14 protein-coding genes, 5 tRNA genes and 1 rRNA gene are annotated in these 19,901 nt (G+C 60.2%); all 20 read left to right on the top strand.

The window, feature by feature from the left end:
* Nucleotides 1-54: 54 nt before the first annotated feature.
* The 20 genes from rrf to rpoC all read left to right on the top strand — a co-directional run bounded on the left by rrf (nucleotide 55) and on the right by rpoC (nucleotide 19,856).
* A 5S ribosomal RNA gene (rrf, locus tag H4I92_RS03630) occupies nucleotides 55-169 on the top strand.
* Nucleotides 170-370: 201 nt separating this feature from the next.
* Nucleotides 371-1,477, top strand: a complete 1,107-nt coding sequence (locus H4I92_RS03625; RefSeq protein ID WP_143512594.1) for a hypothetical protein — start codon at nucleotides 371-373, stop codon at nucleotides 1,475-1,477.
* A 1-nt stretch (nucleotide 1,478) separates the two neighbouring features.
* Nucleotides 1,479-2,048 carry a hypothetical protein gene (locus H4I92_RS03620; protein WP_218668129.1) on the top strand — a complete coding sequence of 190 codons (570 nt, stop codon included), beginning with the start codon at nucleotides 1,479-1,481 and terminating at the stop codon, nucleotides 2,046-2,048.
* Between the two features lie 3 nt (nucleotides 2,049-2,051).
* A complete protein-coding gene (locus tag H4I92_RS03615) occupies nucleotides 2,052-4,256 on the top strand; it encodes a DUF6160 family protein (protein ID WP_077529303.1) in 2,205 nt (734 codons plus the stop codon).
* Nucleotides 4,257-4,313: 57 nt separating this feature from the next.
* Nucleotides 4,314-5,288 (top strand): biotin--[acetyl-CoA-carboxylase] ligase, encoded by a 975-nt coding sequence (locus H4I92_RS03610; protein WP_077529302.1) that lies wholly within the window; start codon nucleotides 4,314-4,316, stop codon nucleotides 5,286-5,288.
* Complete coding sequence (locus H4I92_RS03605; protein WP_077529301.1) at nucleotides 5,272-6,006, top strand: type III pantothenate kinase; 735 nt, start codon at nucleotides 5,272-5,274, stop codon at nucleotides 6,004-6,006. Before H4I92_RS03610 ends, H4I92_RS03605 begins: the two co-directional genes overlap by 17 nt.
* Before the next feature lie 219 nt (nucleotides 6,007-6,225).
* Nucleotides 6,226-6,301, top strand: a tRNA-Thr gene (locus H4I92_RS03600).
* Between the two features lie 47 nt (nucleotides 6,302-6,348).
* A tRNA-Tyr gene (locus H4I92_RS03595) sits at nucleotides 6,349-6,432 on the top strand.
* Nucleotides 6,433-6,438: 6 nt separating this feature from the next.
* Nucleotides 6,439-6,513 (top strand) — tRNA-Gly (locus tag H4I92_RS03590).
* Nucleotides 6,514-6,524: 11 nt separating this feature from the next.
* A tRNA-Thr gene (locus H4I92_RS03585) sits at nucleotides 6,525-6,599 on the top strand.
* A 64-nt stretch (nucleotides 6,600-6,663) separates the two neighbouring features.
* The gene (tuf, locus tag H4I92_RS03580) at nucleotides 6,664-7,857 is read left to right on the top strand and encodes an elongation factor Tu (RefSeq protein ID WP_077528630.1); all 1,194 of its coding nucleotides are present in this window, start codon (nucleotides 6,664-6,666) and stop codon (nucleotides 7,855-7,857) included.
* Nucleotides 7,858-7,873: 16 nt separating this feature from the next.
* Nucleotides 7,874-7,949, top strand: a tRNA-Trp gene (locus H4I92_RS03575).
* Nucleotides 7,950-7,979: 30 nt separating this feature from the next.
* The gene (gene secE / locus H4I92_RS03570) at nucleotides 7,980-8,348 is read left to right on the top strand and encodes a preprotein translocase subunit SecE (RefSeq protein ID WP_077529300.1); all 369 of its coding nucleotides are present in this window, start codon (nucleotides 7,980-7,982) and stop codon (nucleotides 8,346-8,348) included.
* A 13-nt stretch (nucleotides 8,349-8,361) separates the two neighbouring features.
* Nucleotides 8,362-8,895, top strand: a complete 534-nt coding sequence (gene nusG / locus H4I92_RS03565) for a transcription termination/antitermination protein NusG (RefSeq protein WP_077529299.1) — start codon at nucleotides 8,362-8,364, stop codon at nucleotides 8,893-8,895.
* A gap of 99 nt (nucleotides 8,896-8,994) precedes the next feature.
* A complete protein-coding gene (gene rplK / locus H4I92_RS03560; protein ID WP_077529298.1) occupies nucleotides 8,995-9,426 on the top strand; it encodes a 50S ribosomal protein L11 in 432 nt (143 codons plus the stop codon).
* A gap of 1 nt (nucleotide 9,427) precedes the next feature.
* Entirely contained in the window at nucleotides 9,428-10,126 is a 699-nt protein-coding gene (gene rplA / locus H4I92_RS03555; protein WP_077529297.1) for a 50S ribosomal protein L1, read from the top strand.
* Between the two features lie 232 nt (nucleotides 10,127-10,358).
* On the top strand, nucleotides 10,359-10,889 hold the full coding sequence (rplJ, locus tag H4I92_RS03550; protein WP_077529296.1) for a 50S ribosomal protein L10: 531 nt from the start codon (nucleotides 10,359-10,361) through the stop codon (nucleotides 10,887-10,889).
* A gap of 36 nt (nucleotides 10,890-10,925) precedes the next feature.
* Nucleotides 10,926-11,309: a 50S ribosomal protein L7/L12 gene (rplL, locus tag H4I92_RS03545; protein WP_077529295.1), complete on the top strand. Its 384-nt coding sequence runs from the start codon at nucleotides 10,926-10,928 to the stop codon at nucleotides 11,307-11,309.
* 188 nt (nucleotides 11,310-11,497) lie between these two features.
* Nucleotides 11,498-15,571, top strand: a complete 4,074-nt coding sequence (rpoB, locus tag H4I92_RS03540; RefSeq protein WP_077529410.1) for a DNA-directed RNA polymerase subunit beta — start codon at nucleotides 11,498-11,500, stop codon at nucleotides 15,569-15,571.
* A gap of 73 nt (nucleotides 15,572-15,644) precedes the next feature.
* Nucleotides 15,645-19,856 (top strand): DNA-directed RNA polymerase subunit beta', encoded by a 4,212-nt coding sequence (rpoC, locus tag H4I92_RS03535; protein WP_077529294.1) that lies wholly within the window; start codon nucleotides 15,645-15,647, stop codon nucleotides 19,854-19,856.
* The last annotated feature ends 45 nt before the right edge of the window (nucleotides 19,857-19,901 follow it).

Genomic DNA, 19,901 nt, shown 5'->3' with positions numbered 1-19,901 from the left:
ACGCTTGAGCCAGTGCCACCAACACCAGAGCCAATTGCTTGCCACCCCCTTTCGCCTGACGACCACAGCGAGTCGGAACCACCTGATCCCATGCCGAACTCAGAAGTGAAACGACTCAGCGCCGATGGTAGTGTGGGAGATCCCATGTGAGAGTAGGTCATCGTCAGGCCCCTACACCCAAAGCCCCGCCGGTAAACGCCGTGCGGGGCTTTTTTTTGTGTGTGATAAAAGTCTCATTCCCCGCAATCGACTTCCCTCCCGCCGGACTCCGCTGGAAAACTGCTGACTGATTCAAAGCATTGCCGGGCTGCCTGAGTATGCTGGATACAAGGAAATTCCCGCTCCCGCTTTCGGTTCAGGAGTTTGGCAATTGGCGGACAGATCCCTGAAAACGTCCATGAGTTTGGTGATGCTCTTTCTATCGGGCGTGCCGGCAGCAGTCTGGGCGTCCGGCATGGAGCCCATGAGCAACCGGGAAATGGCTGATGTCCGGGGTCAGGGAGTCGGGATCGTCATGGAGGACTTCCGCTTTGCTCATGGACACGATCCAGACAATGACCAGACCTTCAGGCTGAGTGGCATCACCAATAAGGCCGGAGAGGATGTCGAGGTGTTGGTCGACCAGCTCTACATCGGAGGTAGCGGCAGCGAGCGGGGTGAAAACCTCCAGACGGTCAATCTCGGGCGCCTGACTAACCCCTTCGGGATCGATCTTCTGGATGGTGACGGAATTGGCGGTGATGCTGCCGGTAAAGCGGTTTTTGAGTATGCAGCCCCTGAAAAGGTTGCGCAGGACCAAGGCGTTGCCTGTCTGCCGGGCGGAACGGATACCGGCTGCGTGAGTCGGGCACCGAATCCGGAGCAGGATATCCGGGGCGAGCGCATGGACCTGGGATTTCAGGCGACAGTGCAGTCCGGTAGCGCTCCGGCCAAGTCGGTGAATATCCATGCCGAGAAGGCCGTTGTGGACGGCAGTTACATCCAGCTCTGGGGGGCGACTTCTGATGACAGCCGCCAGCAGCTGCGAGGCCGGATCCAGACCAATTTCTATACCCCGAGCCTGACGGTCAGTGCCTGTGAACAGGGCGGAACCAGCTGCAACACCGAGATCGCCTTCAATGATTTCATGATGGAACTGGCCCTGGGTAATGAGCATCAGCCGCTGTTCATGGGCGTACTCGGCGTGGGCCAGGAGGTGATGACAGACGGTGAGGTCGTTGCGGGCCCCGGAAACTTCCGTCTGGAGCTAAAGGCGATCAATGATGCCCGCTCGCCGGACCCCATCAATGAGGCGGGCGACGGCTCCAGCGACGATAACGCCACCTACGATTTCTACAGTGACTACTACAGCGACGATGAATACCGCAGTGACATTGAAGTCGGCAGTCTGGAGGTGGGCGGCCAGGAGATGGGGGCAACCAGGATGAAAGGGATGCTCTTCCAGAAGCTGGATGTGACCACAAGGAGCCTGGACTGATATGGCGATTCAGGGGGATGGCGTGCGCGACGTCGTACTTGCAGCTCTGGTGGCATTCGGCCTTGCCGCTAACGCTGCTGCCGAGATGGAGTCGATGAGTGACCAGGACCTATCAGGCGTCAGCGGGCAGTATGGCGGTATGTCACTTTCCGGGGATGTGACCTTCAATGAGTCCGGTGGCCCTCTGAAAGGGGAGGCTGTCGGGTTTGACTGCGGCGAGGGCGAGCGCTGTGGGGCCAGGGTTGCCGCACAGCTTAATCAGGGCGGTGGCTGGATTGTGCTGGACGATCTGCAGGGGACTTTCGAGTTCATGGGGCTGACGCTGGCCACCCGCCTGATTACCGGAGAGGATACCGGGTTCGGGTCCGACGCAGCGGATTTCAACCGGGAGGTGATTGAGATCGGCCTTCCGGACACTGCCCGCTTTACGGATTTCAGCTACACCATGGCAACAAGCTCAACCGCTCGCCCCGGCGATAGCGATTTTCGCCAGGTGGATCGCCTGAATGTGGACATTGGCGGTGACGTGACCATGGACGGCAATGCATTGATCTTCCCGACGGAGCCCTGACCCATGACGAAACCGGTACCCCATCGCTGGTTCTCTGTAGCAGGTGTGGCGCTCTACGTGGCAACCGGTCAGGTGTATGCCATGGAAGCCATGGACGATGCGGAACTGGCCGGTGTTCAGGGGCAGGCGGGCGCTACCGTCGAAATGGCCCACAAAGCCTCCATGGATCGTTTCAGTTACTTCACCAATGACAGCGGTATACATCTGGAGGACATCCGTGTCGGGTCAGCGTCCGATCCCGATGGACGGGCGAGAAGGGACTATGAGCTGGACCTTCTGAGCGACGGCAGCCTTGAGATCGGGCTCGATATTCAGGACGAGCGTGTATCCGTGGGGGGAGTCTCGCTGGATGACAGTGGCGCCCGAAGCATGGGTTCCTTCTGGATGGATCGCGACATGAGCGGCTGGTTTCGGATTACGCCGGGCGGGGCGCTTTCAGAGGAGGGGTATACCTTCAACTCCTTCTTCTCGGTGCTGGACTCGCGTTTTGGCTACCAGACCAATGGGCATCAGCTTTTTCTTGATGACGTGACCATGTTCATCAATGCCTCGGATCACACGCTGGATGTTCAGAACGGGGTCATCCACTATGTTGCACCGACTGACCTGTATCTGGATATAGCGGCGATCCGGTACGCAGAGGGCGAAACACCGGTTCGGGGTGACCAGAGCAGTCGCCCCAGCATGGGTGGTTTCGAGATCGATCAGGATTTTGTCTCCGAGTTTGAGATCAGCGGGGGAGGTGGCCGTCAGGGCCTGGAAGGCATCCGGATCAATGCCGATACGACTCTCAACACCGGCAATTTCCTCTATAAGACCAACGGTTATGGCGTTGAGTTCAGTGGTGTGACCGGCAGCTCCTCAGTCCAGGATCTGCGTATTGAGGTAGGGGAGGATTTCACGGAGGAAAGCCGCCAGGGACTGGCCTTTACCCTGAACGGCGACGGCTCCAGTGCCGAAGGTAATCTCAGTATCGATGATATCCGGCTGGGTGTTGATGCCGGAACCCGGGATGGTGGACGCAGTGTCGGCTCGGTGAACCTGAGCTGGCTCTACCAGAATCAGACGATCAACGGTGATGCTTTTGGTAATCAGGTCTACGTGATGGCTGGCGGGCACCCGGATGCAGGCGATGAAGGAATGCGCTTCGCCTCTGAATGGAGTCTCGCGGACGCCGGGCTGACCTGGTCGACTGATGGTAACTCGGTGCTTTTTGACGGGATACAGTCCTGGGGGCGCGGCGATGTGACCGTCAACGTGACGGGCAATGAGGAGCTCGGGAGTACCCAGTTCTACAAAGGGCTCCGGGTTGGTTTTGACGGGATTTCCGGCGGCTACCGCATGGATGGGATCCGTGTCGGGTCCGAGGGCTCCGCGGAAGGCGCTGAAATGCAGGCGGGTGCGGAGCTTCTGAGCGCTCTGGGCGTTTTTCGTTCCTTTGAGTTCGGGAACATGGATGGGCAGTACACGTTGACTCCGGGCGGTCCCAATGGCGACGGAGTCACCATCAACTCGGATCTGTTTATCGAGGATGGCCGTATCGGGTCCCTGACCGAGGAGTCCGGTCAGGGCGTCTGGGCGGACGATCTGTCCTACGAGGGGCACATCCGGGATATGACGCTCGACGTGGTGGAGAATGGTCTCCGTGTCATGCAGGGAGAGGCATGGAGCACCATGGATGTGGGCAATCTGCGCGTAGGCGATGCGGAAGACGGCGCCAGTTTCGGGCGCATCGTCTGGCAGCGCTACGGCCAGGACAATGAGATGGTGATTACGGGGCCGGAAGGGCAGGAAGGGCTCAGGCTGGCACTCACAAGCATCTTCATCGAGGCAGTGGGTGATAAGCGGAACCGCTTCCTGTGGGAGACTGGCCGGACCACGGATGCCGACGGCAATGCTGAGAACGGAACCGGAATGCAGCTGGTGCTCGACAACATCCACACTTCCGATGGACTGGGTTCGGGGAACAATGAGTTCGGTGTCCAAACGGAGCTGACGGTCGACATCCGTGAAGCGGACTCCGCGGATGGGTTGCAACCGAGCTTCCATGTAAACACGCACACACGGTTCAGGGAGCTCAATGTGGGCAGTGTGGATCTTGTCCACAACGATGGGAGCGGCAACAGCTCCTCGGCGACAGCCCTGCAGGGTGTCAGCATCCAGAACATGGATATGGAATCCAACCTGAACGCCACGCCCATCCCCTGAGGTGTTCCTTTCCCCTGCTGTGTTGGTTACCTTAGCCGGATCAGGCAAGGAGACCACATGCATCCCTACCCTCTGATCCATCTGCTGGCCGATGGCCAGCTCCATTCCGGAAATGAACTGGCGGAGCAGCTGGGTGTTACCCGGACGGCCGTCTGGAAGCAGCTGCGTCGGCTTGAAGAGATCGGCCTGGACGTGGAGTCCGTGCGGGGCAAGGGGTACCGGCTGGCTGAACCGCTGGACTTGCTCTCCCGGGAGTCCATCGAACTGGCCCTGGCCGGTCAGGACCCTCAGCCCGAGCTCATTCTTGAGCCGGTCGTTGAATCAACGAACACCCTCCTGATGGGCCATTCCGGTTATTCCGGAGTTCCCCGTATCTGTCTCACGGAGCAGCAGTTGCAGGGTCGCGGTCGCCGTGGGCGGAGCTGGGTCAGCCCCTTTGCGCGCAACCTTTATCTCAGCGTCGGCCTGGAAACCGATGCCGGGCCCGCTGCGGTTCAGGGTGTGACCCTCAGGGCCGGCCTGGGCGCGGTCCAGGCCCTGTCGGGGCTTGGCATAGACGGGCTGGGGATTAAATGGCCCAACGATCTGTGGCTCAATGGCCGCAAGGTAGCAGGCATCCTTACGGAACTTCAGGGCTCCGCCCAAGATGAGCTGCGGCTGGTGATCGGTCTGGGCCTGAACGTCTATATGACGGCGCCGGAAACCGCGATTGATCAGCCGTGGACCTCCCTGGCACGGGAGGGGCAGGTGCCAGAGGGGGGCCGCAATCGTCTTGCTGCTGCATTGATCGAGGGGATTCTGACATCACTGGCGGATCTCGGTTTTGGTCCGGATCCGGCCATTCCCGATGAGTGGGCGCACTATGATGTTCTGCGGGGGCGGCAGGTGGCCGTAAGGGGCAGGGACTGCCGGGGTATCGGCGATGGCATTGACTCGTCCGGGCAGCTGCGGCTCCGGACTGCGGATGGCGAGGTTATGCTCCTGAATGCCGGAGAAGTGAGCCTGGAGGTCCCGATTGATTCTGCAGGTTGATGCGGGCAATTCGCGGGTCCATTGGCGGTGTCTCAATGCAGACCGCACGGTCATCGCGCGGGGTGATCAGGCATGGGAGGCGATTGGCGCTGACGGCATTGAAGGCGTGGACTCACGCGGAGTGGTGCAGCTGGAGTTCGCCTCCGTTGCAGGCGATCGGGCCCGGCAACTGAAGGCAAGCCTGGTCTCCGGAGGGGGCGTGCGGGTTATGGAGTTTGCAACTTCCCATCGACAGTGTGGTGTGGTCAATGCATATAGTGAGCCCGCACAGATGGGAGTTGATCGCTGGCTGGCGATGCTTGGCGCCTACAGGGGCTGGGAAGGGCCGATTACGATTGTCGATGCGGGAACGGCCATCACCGTTGACCATGTAGACGCTTCAGGCAATCATCAGGGAGGCTATATCCTTCCCGGCGGGGCACTCATGGCGCAGTCGCTTGGCGCGGGAACTTCGGGCGTTCGCCCGGCTTCCGTCGATGGGGCTGGCTCTGCGCCCGGGGTAACAACATCCGAGTGTGTCCATCACGGCATTGTCTGGCTCATGCAGGCCCTGGTGGCCCGGAGCGCAGATTACTGGCAGGGGCGTGGCACCATTATCCTGACCGGTGGTGATGCTGTGGCAGCGGCTGCGGGTATGCCGGAAGATCCGATTGTGGAGCCTGACCTCGTATTTCTGGGCATGGATGCTGTAATGGCCGAAACCAGTGGCAGCTGCTGAAACACGGGAGTGTGCGTGCGGATTCTGTTCGGATTACTCTTTCTAGCCAATCTGGGGGTCTTTCTGCTGGCTGAACGTCTCCCGCCGCCGGAGCAGAACAATGTACCCGAGGCCAATATACCGAGGGTGGAACCGATCAGGACGATTGAAACAGACGAGGGTGTTGCAAAGCCGGCGCAAAATCCTTAGGATACTGCCCTCGCTGATTGGCGATACAGAGCTGGTGTAGCTCAGCAGGCAGAGCAACTGACTTGTAATCAGTAGGTCGGGGGTTCGATTCCCTCCACCAGCTCCAGATCAGCACCGTTTTCAAGTAGGCGGCCTGCGGGTCGTCTGCGAGACGGAGGGGTTCCCGAGTGGTCAAAGGGATCAGACTGTAAATCTGACGCGAGAGCTTCGCAGGTTCGAATCCTGCCCCCTCCACCATATTTTGCGGGTGTCGTATAGTGGCTATTACCTCAGCCTTCCAAGCTGATGACGCGGGTTCGATTCCCGCCACCCGCTCCAGGTTGTCGAGGGCTCATGTAGCTCAGTGGTAGAGCACACCCTTGGTAAGGGTGAGGTCGGCGGTTCAAGTCCGCCCATGAGCTCCAGTTCTAAGGCTGAAAGCTGGCTGTAACATAACGAAGAAAGGCAACGGCGCGGGAGATAGGTCAAGTGTCTAAGGAAAAATTCGAAAGAGATAAGCCGCACATCAACGTGGGCACCATTGGTCACGTCGACCACGGCAAGACGACGCTGACGGCGGCGTTGACGCGCGTGAGCGCGGAAGTGTTCGGCGGTGAGGCGCGTGCGTTTGACCAGATCGACAACGCGCCGGAAGAGAAAAACCGCGGAATCACAATCGCCACGTCCCACGTGGAGTACGGCTCCGAGAGCCGCCACTATGCGCACGTTGACTGCCCCGGCCACGCGGACTATGTGAAGAACATGATCACTGGCGCGGCGCAGATGGACGGCGCGATCCTGGTGGTGTCCGCCGCTGACGGCCCCATGCCGCAGACCCGCGAGCACATCCTGCTGTCACGCCAGGTTGGCGTGCCGCACATCGTGGTGTTCCTCAACAAGGCCGACATGGTCGATGATGAGGAGCTGCTCGAGCTGGTTGAGATGGAAGTGCGGGAGCTGCTCAACGAATACGACTTCCCGGGCGACGACACGCCGATCGTGACCGGCTCCGCGCTGATGGCGATGGAAGGAAAGGATGACAACGGCTACGGCACCACCGCGGTGGCGAACCTGATCAAGGAAATGGACGCGCACATTCCCGAGCCCGAGCGCGCCATCGATCAGCCGTTCCTGATGCCGATCGAGGACGTATTCTCGATCTCCGGTCGCGGTACCGTTGTCACCGGCCGTGTTGAGCGCGGTGTGGTCAAGACCGGCTCCGAGGTGGAGATCGTGGGTCTGCGCGAGACGCAGAAGACCGTTTGCACCGGTGTTGAGATGTTCCGCAAGATGCTCGACGAAGGTCGTGCGGGTGAGAACATTGGCGCGCTGCTGCGTGGCACCAAGCGTGACGACGTTGAGCGTGGCCAGGTTCTGGCCAAGCCGGGCAGCATCACGCCTCACACGAAGTTCGAGGGCGAGATCTACGTCCTGAGCAAGGACGAGGGTGGTCGCCACACGCCGTTCTTCACCGGCTATCGCCCGCAGTTCTACTTCCGGACCACGGACGTGACCGGCACCTGTGAGCTGCCCGAAGGCGTTGAGATGGTGATGCCGGGTGATAACGTGAAGCTGGTAGCCACACTGATCGCGCCGATCGCGATGGAAGACGGGCTGCGCTTTGCGGTACGCGAAGGCGGCCGGACTGTCGGCGCCGGCGTGGTGACCAAGATTATCGAGTAATACAAAGTTTCGGTGCAGGCCAGTAGCTCAATTGGCAGAGCAGCGGTCTCCAAAACCGCAGGTTGGGGGTTCGATTCCCTCCTGGCCTGCCATTTATTTCGGCACCCACAAAGTTGAACCCTATGGAATCCAGTTCCAGAGAGGCGACGACCCGCTTTGACACCGCAAAGTGGGTCGTCGTTGTTGCTTTGGTGGCGGCAGGTGTAGCCGGCAACCATTACTACGGGGGCGAGTCCCTTCTTTACCGTACACTGGCATTGGTGGCGCTGGCGCTTGTGGCCGGTGCTGTCGCGCTGCAGACGGGAAAGGGGCGTCAGCTGGCCCGGGTTATGAGAGAAGCCAAGGTCGAGATCCGCAAGGTGGTCTGGCCAACCCGTCAGGAGCTCCTTCAGACAACGGCCATTGTGCTTGGCTTTGTGCTGCTGGTGGCATTGATCCTGTGGGGGATGGATTCTCTGGTGGCGTGGATTGTCTCAAGTTTGATCGGTTAACAGAGAGCGGCACATGGCGAAACGCTGGTACGTGATTCACGCCTACTCCGGCTTCGAAAAGCATGTTATGCGGTCCCTCAGGGAACGGGTGCAGCTCAACAACATGGACGACCTTTTCGGTGAGATTCTTGTGCCCACCGAAGAGGTCGTTGAAATGCGTGAGGGCAAAAAGCGCAAGAGCGAGCGCAAGTTCTATCCAGGGTATGTGCTGGTCCAGATGGAGATGACTGACGAGACCTGGCATCTGGTCAAGAGCACGCCCAGGGTGATGGGGTTCATCGGCGGAACGCCGGACAAGCCGGCACCGATCAGTGAGAAGGAGGCGGATGCCATCCTTCAGCGTGTCGAGACCGGCGCCGAGCAGCCCAAGCCCAAGACGCTGTTTGAGCCGGGCGAGATTGTCCGTGTCATCGAGGGGCCGTTTGCGGACTTCAATGGCGTGGTCGAGGAAGTCGACTACGACAAGAGCCGTGTGAAAGTTGCGGTTCTGATCTTCGGCCGGTCCACGCCGGTCGAACTGGAATTTGGCCAGGTCGAGAAGGACTGAAGGCCATCCGGAGGAAGGCACGTGGGCCTGTCAGGTGCCACGTGCCTTTCTGTCTCAACGGGGAGCCAGAAAGGCGTTTGAACCCATCAGGAGGTTATCGTGGCTAAGAAAATCGAAGCTTACATCAAGCTGCAGGTCGCGGCGGGCAAGGCGAATCCGAGTCCCCCCGTGGGCCCGGCGCTGGGTCAGCACGGCCTGAATATCATGGAGTTCTGCAAGGCGTTCAACGCCGAAACGCAGGACATGGAGCCCGGGCTGCCGACTCCGGTGGTCATCACGGTCTACAGTGACCGCAGTTTCACCTTCGTCACCAAGACGCCGCCGGCGCCGGTGCTGCTCAAGAAAGCTGCAGGTATCTCTACCGGTTCGGGTAAGCCCAACACCGACAAGGTGGGCAAGGTTACCCGGGAACAGCTGGAAGAGATCGTGAAAGCCAAAGAGCCTGATCTGACGGCCGCTGATATGGACGCTGCAGTGCGTACCATTGCAGGCACGGCACGCAGTATGGGCCTGAATGTGGAGGGGCTCTGAGATGGCAAAACTGAGCAAGCGCCAGAAGCTGATCCGCGACAAGGTTGACCGTACCCGCGCCTACAGCGTGGACGAGGCGGTCGATATCCTGAAGGATCTTGATCAGTACACGAATTTCCAGGAATCCGTGGACCTGGCTGTGAATTTGGGCGTTGATGCCCGGAAATCCGACCAAGTCGTGCGTGGTTCCACTGTCCTTCCCAATGGCACGGGCAAGAGCGTGCGTATTGCCGTTTTTGCCCAGGGCGATAACGCGGACAAGGCCACCGAGGCGGGTGCCGATGTGGTCGGTATGGATGATCTGGCGGAACAGATCCGCGGCGGCGACCTCAACTTCGACGTGGTCATCGCCACGCCTGACGCCATGCGCGTTGTCGGCCAGCTGGGTCAGATCCTTGGCCCGCGCGGCCTGATGCCCAATCCCAAGGTTGGCACAGTAACCGCAGACGTGGAGACCGCTGTGGGTAATGCCAAGGCCGGCCAGGTGCGATTCCGGACCGACAAGAAGGGCATTGTGCACTGCGGCGTTGGCAACGTCGGTTTCGATGCCCAGTCGATCCGCGAGAACGTGGAAGCGCTTCTGGGTGATCTGAAGAAGCTCAAGCCCTCCACGGCCAAGGGAATCTATCTCAAGAAGGTGACGCTGTCCTCCACCATGGGGCCAGGGCTTACCATTGATCAGTCAACACTGTCCATCTGACAGGTTGCAGAATACCGGGCGCCGTAAGCGGTGCCCGCCGCAAGCTTTGTAGTCTGGGCGTGAGCCGGGCTGTCAAAGACCGCAGGTCCCCGAAGCCATCCGGTACAGGGGTTAAAGCAATGCCTGCGCAGACGGTGTAAGACGTTCTCTCCGAACAAAGACACCGTAAGGGCGCCCTCAGGGGCGTGAGTTGATCGCCGGTTCTGCCGGCACAACCTGAGGAGTAAAACCAGTGGCAATCCAACTCGAAGGCAAAAAGGCGATTGTCGCCGAAGTCAACGAGGCTGCCAGTGGTGCTTTGTCTGTTGTCCTTGCGGACTACCGGGGTGTGGACTCCGGCGATATGACCGCATTGCGCGCCAAGGCCCGTGAACAGAACGTTTATCTGCGGGTGGTTCGTAACACACTCGCCAAGCGTGCTGTCCAGGGAACCGACTTTGAGTGCGTGAGCGAGGTCCTCGCCGGCCCGACCCTGTTTGCATTTTCCATGGAGGATCCGGGTGCGGCTGCGCGCCTGCTCAAGGATTTTTCCAAGGAAAACGACAACTTTGAAATCAAGGCACTGGCCGTAGGTGGCGAGCTGCTGGGTGGCGAGCAGATTGATCGTCTGGCCAAGCTTCCGACGCGTGACGAAGCGCTGTCGCAGCTGGCGGGCACAATCCAGGCTCCGATCACCAAGCTGGCACGGACCTTCAACGAGGTTCCGTCCAAGGTTACCCGCGCGGTAGCTGCAGTTCGTGACCAGAAGAAAGAAGCAGCCTGATTGGTTTTTTATCATTTTTGAATCTGGAGAATAGTCATGGCTCTGTCTAAAGACGATATCCTTAATGCAATCGCTGAAATGAGCGTCATGGAAGTAGTTGAGCTCGTGGAAGCGATGGAAGAGAAATTCGGCGTTTCCGCTCAGGCTGCTGTTGCAGCAGCTCCGGCTGCGGCTGGTGGTGGTGACGAAGGCGGTGCTGCGGAAGAGCAGACCGAATTCGACATCGTCCTGACCGGCGGTGGTGAAAAGAAGGTCAACGTCATCAAGGTTGTTCGCGAACTGACAGGTCTCGGCCTGAAGGAAGCGAAAGCCCTGGTTGACGGCGCACCGGGCACCGTCAAGGAAGGCGCCAGCAAGGAAGAGGCGGACGACGCCAAGGCGAAGCTTGAGGAAGCAGGCGCCACTGTTGAGCTCAAATAACGGCTTCCAAAGCCGTCGAGAGCGCTGAACCGCGATTTGGCTGGTGGCGTATGCCGCCGGCCTTTTCGCGTTATATGCAGGTCACCCGGATCCAGGATCCGGGTGCCCGGGCTTGACCCGGGACCCATCCCGGTGACTGTTCGCAGTCCGGGTACACCAGTTATTGAGTCCGAAGCTGGGGAATGCAGATGACTTACTCCTACACCGAGAAAAAGCGAATCCGCAAAGAGTTTGGCAAGTTGCCGTCCGTTATGGATGTTCCGTTTCTGCTTGCAACGCAGATCGACTCCTACCGGGACTTTCTGCAGCTTGAATCCGACGCGGACAATCGCAAGAACACGGGCTTGCATGCCGCGTTTCAGTCCGTTTTCCCGATCACCAGCTACTCGGGGAATGCAGCACTGGAGTATGTCAGCTATCGGCTCGGCGAGCCGGCATTTGACGTCAAGGAATGTCAGCTTCGGGGGGTGACCTACGCGGCACCGCTTCGCGTGAAAGTGCGCCTGGTCATCTATGACAAGGAGTCGTCGAACAAGGCCGTAAAGGACATCAAGGAACAGGAAGTCTACATGGGCGAAATGCCCCTGATGACTGAAAACGGCACCTTCGTGGTTAACGGCACTGAGCGGGTGATTGTCTCCCAGCTTCATCGTTCGCCCGGTGTGTTCTTTGATCACGACAAGGGCAAGACCCACTCCTCGGGTAAGCTTCTCTATTCCGCCCGGGTGATTCCCTATCGTGGTTCCTGGCTGGATTTCGAGTTCGATCCCAGGGATTCGGTATTCGTGCGCATCGACCGCCGTCGTAAACTGCCGGCCACTATTCTGCTGCGCGCACTGGGTTACACCTCCGAGCAGATTCTGGGGCTGTTCTTCGACAACAGCCGCTTCACGCTCGGCAAGGAGTCCTGCCGGCTCGAGCTCGTGCCCAGCCGGCTGCGTGGCGATATCGCCACCTTCGACATCATGGACAAAGAAGGCAGCGTCATTGTCGAGAGCGGCCGCCGAATCACGGCCCGTCACATCCGTCAGCTTGAGAAAGCGGGTGTTACTGAGCTCGAGGTCCCGCGCTCCTATCTCCATGGCCGTGTAGTCGCACGGGACATCGTGGATGAGAGCACCGGCGAGGTGATTGTTGAGTGCAACACCGAGCTCACCGAGGATCATCTGGAGAAGCTTGAGGAAGCCGGCATCCAGACGGTCGACACCATCTATACCAATGACCTCGACTGCGGGCCCTTCATTTCCGATACGCTGCGGATTGACCCCTCACGCAACCAGCTTGAAGCGCTGGTCGAGATCTACCGGATGATGCGTCCGGGCGAACCGCCGACGAAGGAGTCCGCCGAGACGCTGTTCAACAACCTGTTCTTCTCTGAAGAGCGCTATGATCTCTCCGCCGTTGGCCGCATGAAGCTCAACCGCCGTCTTGGGCGCGAGGAGCTGGAGGGTTCCGGCGTACTGGATGAGCAGGACATCGTGGATGTGCTGCGTACGCTCGTGGACATCCGTAACGGCAAGGGTGAGACAGACGACATCGACAATCTGGGCAACCGCCGTATCCGCTGTGTCGGTGAGATGGCCGAGAACCAGTTCCGTGTTGGCCTGGTGCGGGTCGAGCGCGCGGTGCGCGAGCGCCTGAGTCTCGCCGAGAGCGAAGGCCTGATGCCCCAGGACCTGATCAATGCCAAGCCGGTAGGCGCCGCGATCAAGGAGTTCTTCGGCTCAAGTCAGCTGTCGCAGTTTATGGACCAGAACAACCCGCTGTCCGAGGTCACGCACAAGCGCCGTGTTTCGGCGCTTGGCCCGGGCGGTCTGACCCGTGAGCGTGCCGGCTTCGAGGTGCGGGACGTTCACCCGACCCACTATGGCCGTGTCTGCCCGATCGAGACGCCGGAAGGTCCGAACATCGGCCTGATCAACTCCCTGGCCACCTATACCCAGACCAACAAGTACGGTTTCCTGGAAAGCCCGTACCGCAAGGTCATTGATGGCCAGGTCACGGACGAGATCGTCTATCTCTCCGCAATTGAAGAGAGTAACTACATCATCGCCCAGGCCAGCGCCAAAATGGACGATGGTGGCAAGCTCTCTGACGAGCTCGTAACCGTTCGGCACAAGAACGAGTTCACCGTCATGCCGCCGGAGAAAGTCAACTTCATGGACGTCTCTCCGCGGCAGGTGGTTTCGGTCGCCGCCGCGATGATTCCGTTCCTGGAGCATGACGACGCGAACCGCGCCCTGATGGGCTCCAACATGCAGCGCCAGGCGGTACCCACCCTGCGCGCGGACAAGCCCCTTGTGGGCACCGGCATGGAGCGCACCGTGGCGAAGGACTCCGGTGTCTGTGTCACGGCTGAGCGTGGCGGCGTGATCGAAAGCGTCGACGCCTCCCGTGTTGTTGTCCGTGTTCGGGATGACGAGACCAGTGCCGGTGACGCGGGTGTCGACATCTACAATCTCGTCAAGTACACCCGTTCCAACCAGAACACCTGCAGCAACCAGCGGCCCATCGTGAGCCGTGGTGATGTGGTTGAGCGTGGCGATACGCTGGCAGACGGCCCCTCTGTGGATCTGGGCGAGCTGGCGCTGGGCCAGAACATGCGCATCGCCTTCATGCCGTGGAACGGCTACAACTTCGAGGACTCCATCCTCATTTCCGAGCGTGTGGCCCAGGAAGACCGCCTGACCACCATCCATATCCAGGAGCTTACCTGTGTGGCCCGGGATACCAAGCTGGGCTCCGAGGAGATCAGCGCGGATATTCCGAACGTGGGTGAGCAGGCGCTTTCCAAGCTCGACGAATCCGGCATTGTGTACATCGGTGCCGAGGTGGATGCCGGCGATATCCTGGTCGGCAAGGTGACACCCAAGGGCGAGACCCAGCTCACGCCGGAGGAAAAGCTGCTGCGCGCCATCTTTGGCGAGAAGGCATCCGACGTGAAGGACACCTCGCTGCGGATGCCCACGGGCAAGCGCGGTACCGTTATCGACGTCCAGGTCTTTACCCGTGACGGCGTCGAGAAGGACCAGCGCGCGCTGTCCATCGAGCAGGATGAGCTCAATGCCTTCCGCAAGGACCTGAAGGAAGAGTACCGCATCGTTGAGACCGCCACTTTTGAGCGTCTGACCAGTGCGCTGGAAGGCCAGACGGTCATCAGCGGCCCCGGGGTGAAGAAAGGCGATACGCTGAGCGCGGACTACCTCACCCAGCTCAGCTCCGATCAATGGTTCAAGCTGCGCATGCAGGACGATTCCCTGAATGACCTGCTGGAGCGTGCGCAGGAGCAGCTCGAGGAGCGGCGCCAGGATCAGGAGCAGCGCTTTGAGGTCAAGAAGGAGAAGATCCAGCAGGGCGATGACCTTGCCCCGGGCGTACTCAAGATCGTGAAGGTCTATATGGCGGTCAAGAGTCGCATCCAGGCGGGTGACAAGATGGCCGGCCGTCACGGTAACAAGGGCGTGATTTCCGCAATCATGCCGACTGAAGACATGCCGTTTGACGAGCAGGGCGAGCCGGTTGATGTGGTTCTGAACCCGCTGGGTGTCCCCTCCCGGATGAACGTCGGGCAGGTACTTGAGACCCACCTGGGCGCGGCTGCACGCGGGCTGGGCGACAAGATCAACACCATGCTCGAACAGCAGAAGAAAGTGGGCGAGATCCGGAAGTTCCTCGACGAGGTCTATAACGGCACCGACACGCCGGAAGTCAAGCTCGACGAACTGAGTGACGACGAGATCCTCACCATGGCGAACAACCTCCGTGGTGGCGTGCCCATGGGCACAGCGGTGTTTGATGGTGCCAATGAGGCCGAGATCAAGAAGATGCTCGAGCTTGCAGACATGGACACCAGCGGCCAGATCAAGCTGTTCGACGGCCGCACAGGTGACGGTTTCGACCGGCCGGTGACCGTGGGTTACATGTACATGCTCAAGCTCAACCATCTGGTTGAGGACAAGATGCACGCCCGTGCGACCGGTTCCTACAGTCTGGTGACCCAGCAGCCGCTGGGCGGCAAGGCGCAGTTCGGTGGCCAGCGCTTCGGGGAGATGGAGGTCTGGGCCCTGGAGGCCTATGGCGCCGCCTATACCCTGCAGGAGATGCTGACCGTCAAGTCCGACGACGTGAACGGCCGCACCAAGATGTACAAGAACATTGTCGATGGTGACCATCGTATGGAGCCGGGCATGCCCGAATCCTTCAATGTTCTGGTCAAGGAAATCCGGTCTCTCGGCCTCGACATCGACCTCGAGATGGACTGATCCGAAACCTGTTTGGCAGCGACGGTGGTGGCACAGCGCCACCGCCAGTGATTAACGCTCCGGAGCCAATATTATGAAAGACCTGCTCAACCTGCTGAAGAACCAGAATCAGAAACAGGAATTCGATTCCATCCGGATTGGCCTCGCTTCTCCGGAAATGATCCGTTCCTGGTCCTTTGGGGAAGTCAAGAAACCGGAAACGATCAACTACCGGACGTTCAAGCCGGAACGCGACGGGCTGTTCTGCGCCAAGATCTTCGGGCCGGTCAAGGACTACGAGTGCCTGTGCGGCAAGTACAAGCGCCTCAAGCACCGTGGTGTGATCTGTGAGAAGTGTGGTGTCGAGGTCGCCCTGGCAAGCGTTCGCCGCGAACGCATGGGCCATATCGAGCTGGCAAGCCCGGTGGCTCACATCTGGTTCCTGAAGTCCCTGCCGTCGCGCATCGGTCTTCTGCTGGATATGACCCTGCGGGATATCGAGCGTGTGCTGTACTTTGAATCCTTCATCGTCATCGAGCCGGGCATGACCACGCTGGAACGTGGCCAGCTGCTCAACGATGAGCAGTATTACGAGGCGCTCGAGGAATTCGGTGACGAGTTCGACGCCCGCATGGGCGCCGAAGCCGTAAAAGAGATGCTGGGCGATATCGATCTGGGCGAAGAGATTGATCAGCTGCGCGAGGCTATCCCGCAGACCGCCTCCGAGACCAAGATCAAGAAGCTCTCCAAGCGCCTGAAGCTGATGGAGGCGTTCTACTACTCCGGGAACAACCCGCAGTGGATGATCATGGAAGTGCTGCCGGTGTTGCCACCGGACCTGCGCCCGCTGGTTCCGCTGGACGGCGGTCGTTTCGCGACCTCCGACCTGAACGATCTTTATCGTCGGGTGATCAATCGCAACAATCGTCTCAAGCGCCTGCTTGAGCTGAACGCGCCGGACATCATCGTGCGCAACGAGAAGCGCATGCTGCAGGAGTCCGTGGACGCGCTGCTGGACAACGGCCGTCGCGGCCGGGCGATCACCGGGTCCAACAAGCGCCCGCTCAAGTCCCTCGCGGACATGATCAAGGGCAAGCAGGGCCGCTTCCGGCAGAACCTGCTAGGCAAGCGTGTGGACTATTCCGGCCGTTCCGTGATCGTGGTGGGTCCCTACCTGAAGCTGCACCAGTGCGGCATCCCGAAGAAGATGGCGCTGGAGCTGTTCAAGCCCTTCATCTTCTCCAAGCTCGAGCATCGCGGGCACGCCACCACCATCAAGGCGGCCAAGAAGATGGTCGAGCGCGAGGAAGGCCTGGTCTGGGACATCCTGGAAGAGGTCATCCGCGAGCATCCGGTCCTTCTGAACCGGGCGCCGACGCTGCACCGTCTTGGCATCCAGGCGTTTGAACCGGTTCTGATCGAGGGCAAGGCGATCCAGCTGCATCCGCTGGTCTGCGCGCCCTATAACGCGGACTTCGACGGTGACCAGATGGCGGTGCACCTGCCGCTGACGCTGGAATCCCAGCTCGAGGCGCGGGCGTTGATGATGTCCACGAACAACGTCCTGTCGCCGGCGAACGGCGAGCCCATCATCGTTCCCTCGCAGGACGTGGTTCTGGGTCTGTACTACATGACCCGTGAGCGTCTGCGTGCCGCTGGTGAAGGCCGGATCTTCGCGGATCTGGACGAAGTCGAGCGCGCCTTCGGTGCCGGCGAGGTGGATCTCCAGGCGAAGGTCCGTGTGCGGGTCACCGAGGTGGACCTCGATGACGAGACGGGGGAACGCCACGTCCAGACCAGCATTCAGGACACCACTGTCGGCCGGGCGATGCTGTACAACATCACGCCCGAAGGCCTGCCTTTCAGTCTGGTCAACCAGGCCATGGCCAAGAAGCAGATCTCGAAGCTGATCAACGCGTGCTATCGCGAGGTGGGTCTGAAGGAAACCGTGGTCTTTGCCGACCAGCTGATGTACACCGGCTTCCATTACTCCACTGTTTCCGGCTGTTCCATCGGCGTCAACGACTTTGAGGTACCGCAGGAAAAGTACACCCTGATCGAGGAAGCTGAGTCCGAGGTCATGGAGATCGAGCAGCAGTTCGGTTCCGGCCTTCTGACACAGGGCGAGAAGTACAACAAGGTGATCGACATCTGGGCGCGGGCCAACGACCAGGTTTCCAACGCCATGATGGACCGCCTGAGCAAGGAGCAGGTCATCACTCCTGAAGGCGAGGTGGCGACTGACGAAAACGGTGAGGAACTGACCCAGGAGTCGTTCAACTCGGTCTACATCATGGCCGACTCCGGCGCCCGGGGCTCTCCCGCACAGATCCGGCAGCTTTCCGGTATGCGCGGCCTGATGGCCAAGCCGGATGGCTCGATCATCGAGACGCCGATCACCGCGAACTTCCGTGAGGGCCTGAACGTACTTCAGTACTTCATCTCGACCCACGGTGCACGTAAGGGTCTGGCGGATACGGCCCTGAAGACGGCCAACTCCGGTTACCTGACCCGCCGTCTGGTGGACGTCTCCCAGGATCTGGTGGTGACCGAGGAAGACTGCGACACCGATGACGGCATCCTGATGACGCCACTGGTCGAAGGTGGTGACGTGGTCGTGCCGTTGGGCGATCGGGTCCTTGGCCGTGTGACCGCCAAGGACGTGTTTACGCCTGGCGACAAGAAAACCCCGGTGGTTGAGGCAGGGACACTGCTCGACGAGAAGCTTGTCGAGAAAGTCGAACGTGCCGGTGTCGATGAGGTCTGGGTGCGCTCTGCGATCACCTGCCATACCCGTTATGGTATCTGCTCCAAGTGCTACGGTCGTGATCTGGCGCGCGGGCACCAGGTGAACGTGGGCGAAGCCGTTGGCGTCATGGGCGCCCAGTCAATCGGCGAGCCGGGTACCCAGCTTACGATGAGGACCTTCCACATCGGTGGTGCTGCAAGTCGTGCCTCCGCCACGGACAACATTCAGGTCAAGCACGGTGGCAAGGTCCGCCTGCACAACCTGAAGTCCATCGAGAAGAGTGATGGCACCCAGGTGGTGGTTACCCGTTCCTCCGCGCTGGCGATTGCCGACGAGCACGGGCGTGAGCGTGAGTGGTACAAGCTGCCCTACGGCGCCGTTCTTGAGGTGAGCGAAGGCGCGCAGGTTGACGCCGGTACCGTGGCGGCGAAGTGGGATCCCCACACGCACCCCGTTATCGCGGAAGCCGAGGGCAAGGTACGCCTGCTGAACATCGAGGAGAACATCACGGTCCGCACCCAGACCGACGAGCTCACCGGGTTGTCGACGATCGAGGTGATGGACCCCAACGATCGCCCGGCATCCGGTAAAGATCTGCGGCCGGCGGTCGAAGTGGTGGACGAAAGCGGGGAACCGGTCACCCTGGCGGGTGGTTCGCCGGCGCATTATTCGCTGCCGGCCAGTGCACTGGTCACGCTGCGTGAAGGCGACACCATGGAGATGGGCGACGTCATTGCCCGGATCCCGCAGGAAACCACGGGTACACGCGACATCACCGGCGGTCTGCCGCGTGTCGCGGACCTCTTCGAGGCACGCAAACCCAAGGATCCGGCCATTCTGGCCGAGGTCAGTGGCGTGGTTTCCTTCGGTAAGGAAACCAAGGGCAAGAAACGCCTTGTGATCACACCGAAGGATGGCGATCCCTACGAGACACTGATTCCGAAATGGCGTCAGCTCAACGTCTTCGAAGGGGAGACCGTGGAGCAGGGCGAGGTTATCTCCGATGGCCCGTCCAACCCGCACGACATCCTGCGGCTGTTGGGTATTACCGAGCTGGCTAAATACATCACGAACGAGATCCAGGATGTGTACCGTCTGCAGGGTGTAGGCCTGAACGACAAGCACATCGAGGTGATCTGTCGGCAGATGCTGCGCAAAGTCGAAATTGTTGATTCCGGTGACACGCGTTTCATCGCCGGTGACCAAGTTGAGTACACCCACGTCATGGAGGAGAACGAGCGCATGGAGGCCGAAGACAAGCAACCGGCGACGTTCCAGCGTGAACTCCTCGGGATCACCAAGGCTTCGCTGGCCACCGACTCCTTCATCTCCGCGGCCTCCTTCCAGGAGACCACGCGGGTACTCACCGAAGGGGCGGTTACCGGCAAGCGCGATTACCTGCGCGGTCTCAAGGAGAACGTCGTTGTGGGTCGCCTGATCCCGGCGGGTACCGGTCTGGCGTACCACGAGGAGCGCCGCCGGCGCCGCGAGGATGCTGAGCAGCAGGTCAGCGCCGACGATGTTGTCGAGGCACTGAGCGCGGAGCTCAATAAGTAACCAGTTATCTTGACTGGAAAGGGGCGCGCACTTAAACTTGCGCCC

This window comes from Vreelandella halophila (genome assembly GCF_019903425.1).
Taxonomy (GTDB): Bacteria; Pseudomonadota; Gammaproteobacteria; order Pseudomonadales; family Oleiphilaceae; genus Halospina; species Halospina halophila.
The sequence above is the reverse complement of the archived record's forward strand: the minus strand, read 5'-3'. Positions and strand labels throughout refer to the sequence as shown.

Excerpts from the sequence above, each read along its gene's own strand:
- H4I92_RS03620 (WP_218668129.1), top strand. The coding sequence starts at position 1,479 with ATGGCGATTCAGGGGGATGGCGTGCGCGACGTCGTACTTGCAGCTCTG.
- H4I92_RS03615 (WP_077529303.1), top strand. The coding sequence starts at position 2,052 with ATGACGAAACCGGTACCCCATCGCTGGTTCTCTGTAGCAGGTGTGGCG.
- H4I92_RS03610 (WP_077529302.1), top strand. The coding sequence starts at position 4,314 with ATGCATCCCTACCCTCTGATCCATCTGCTGGCCGATGGCCAGCTCCAT.
- secE (WP_077529300.1), top strand. The coding sequence starts at position 7,980 with ATGGAATCCAGTTCCAGAGAGGCGACGACCCGCTTTGACACCGCAAAG.
- nusG (WP_077529299.1), top strand. The coding sequence starts at position 8,362 with ATGGCGAAACGCTGGTACGTGATTCACGCCTACTCCGGCTTCGAAAAG.
- rplA (WP_077529297.1), top strand. The coding sequence starts at position 9,428 with ATGGCAAAACTGAGCAAGCGCCAGAAGCTGATCCGCGACAAGGTTGAC.
- rplL (WP_077529295.1), top strand. The coding sequence starts at position 10,926 with ATGGCTCTGTCTAAAGACGATATCCTTAATGCAATCGCTGAAATGAGC.
- rpoB (WP_077529410.1), top strand. The coding sequence starts at position 11,498 with ATGACTTACTCCTACACCGAGAAAAAGCGAATCCGCAAAGAGTTTGGC.
- rpoC (WP_077529294.1), top strand. The coding sequence starts at position 15,645 with ATGAAAGACCTGCTCAACCTGCTGAAGAACCAGAATCAGAAACAGGAA.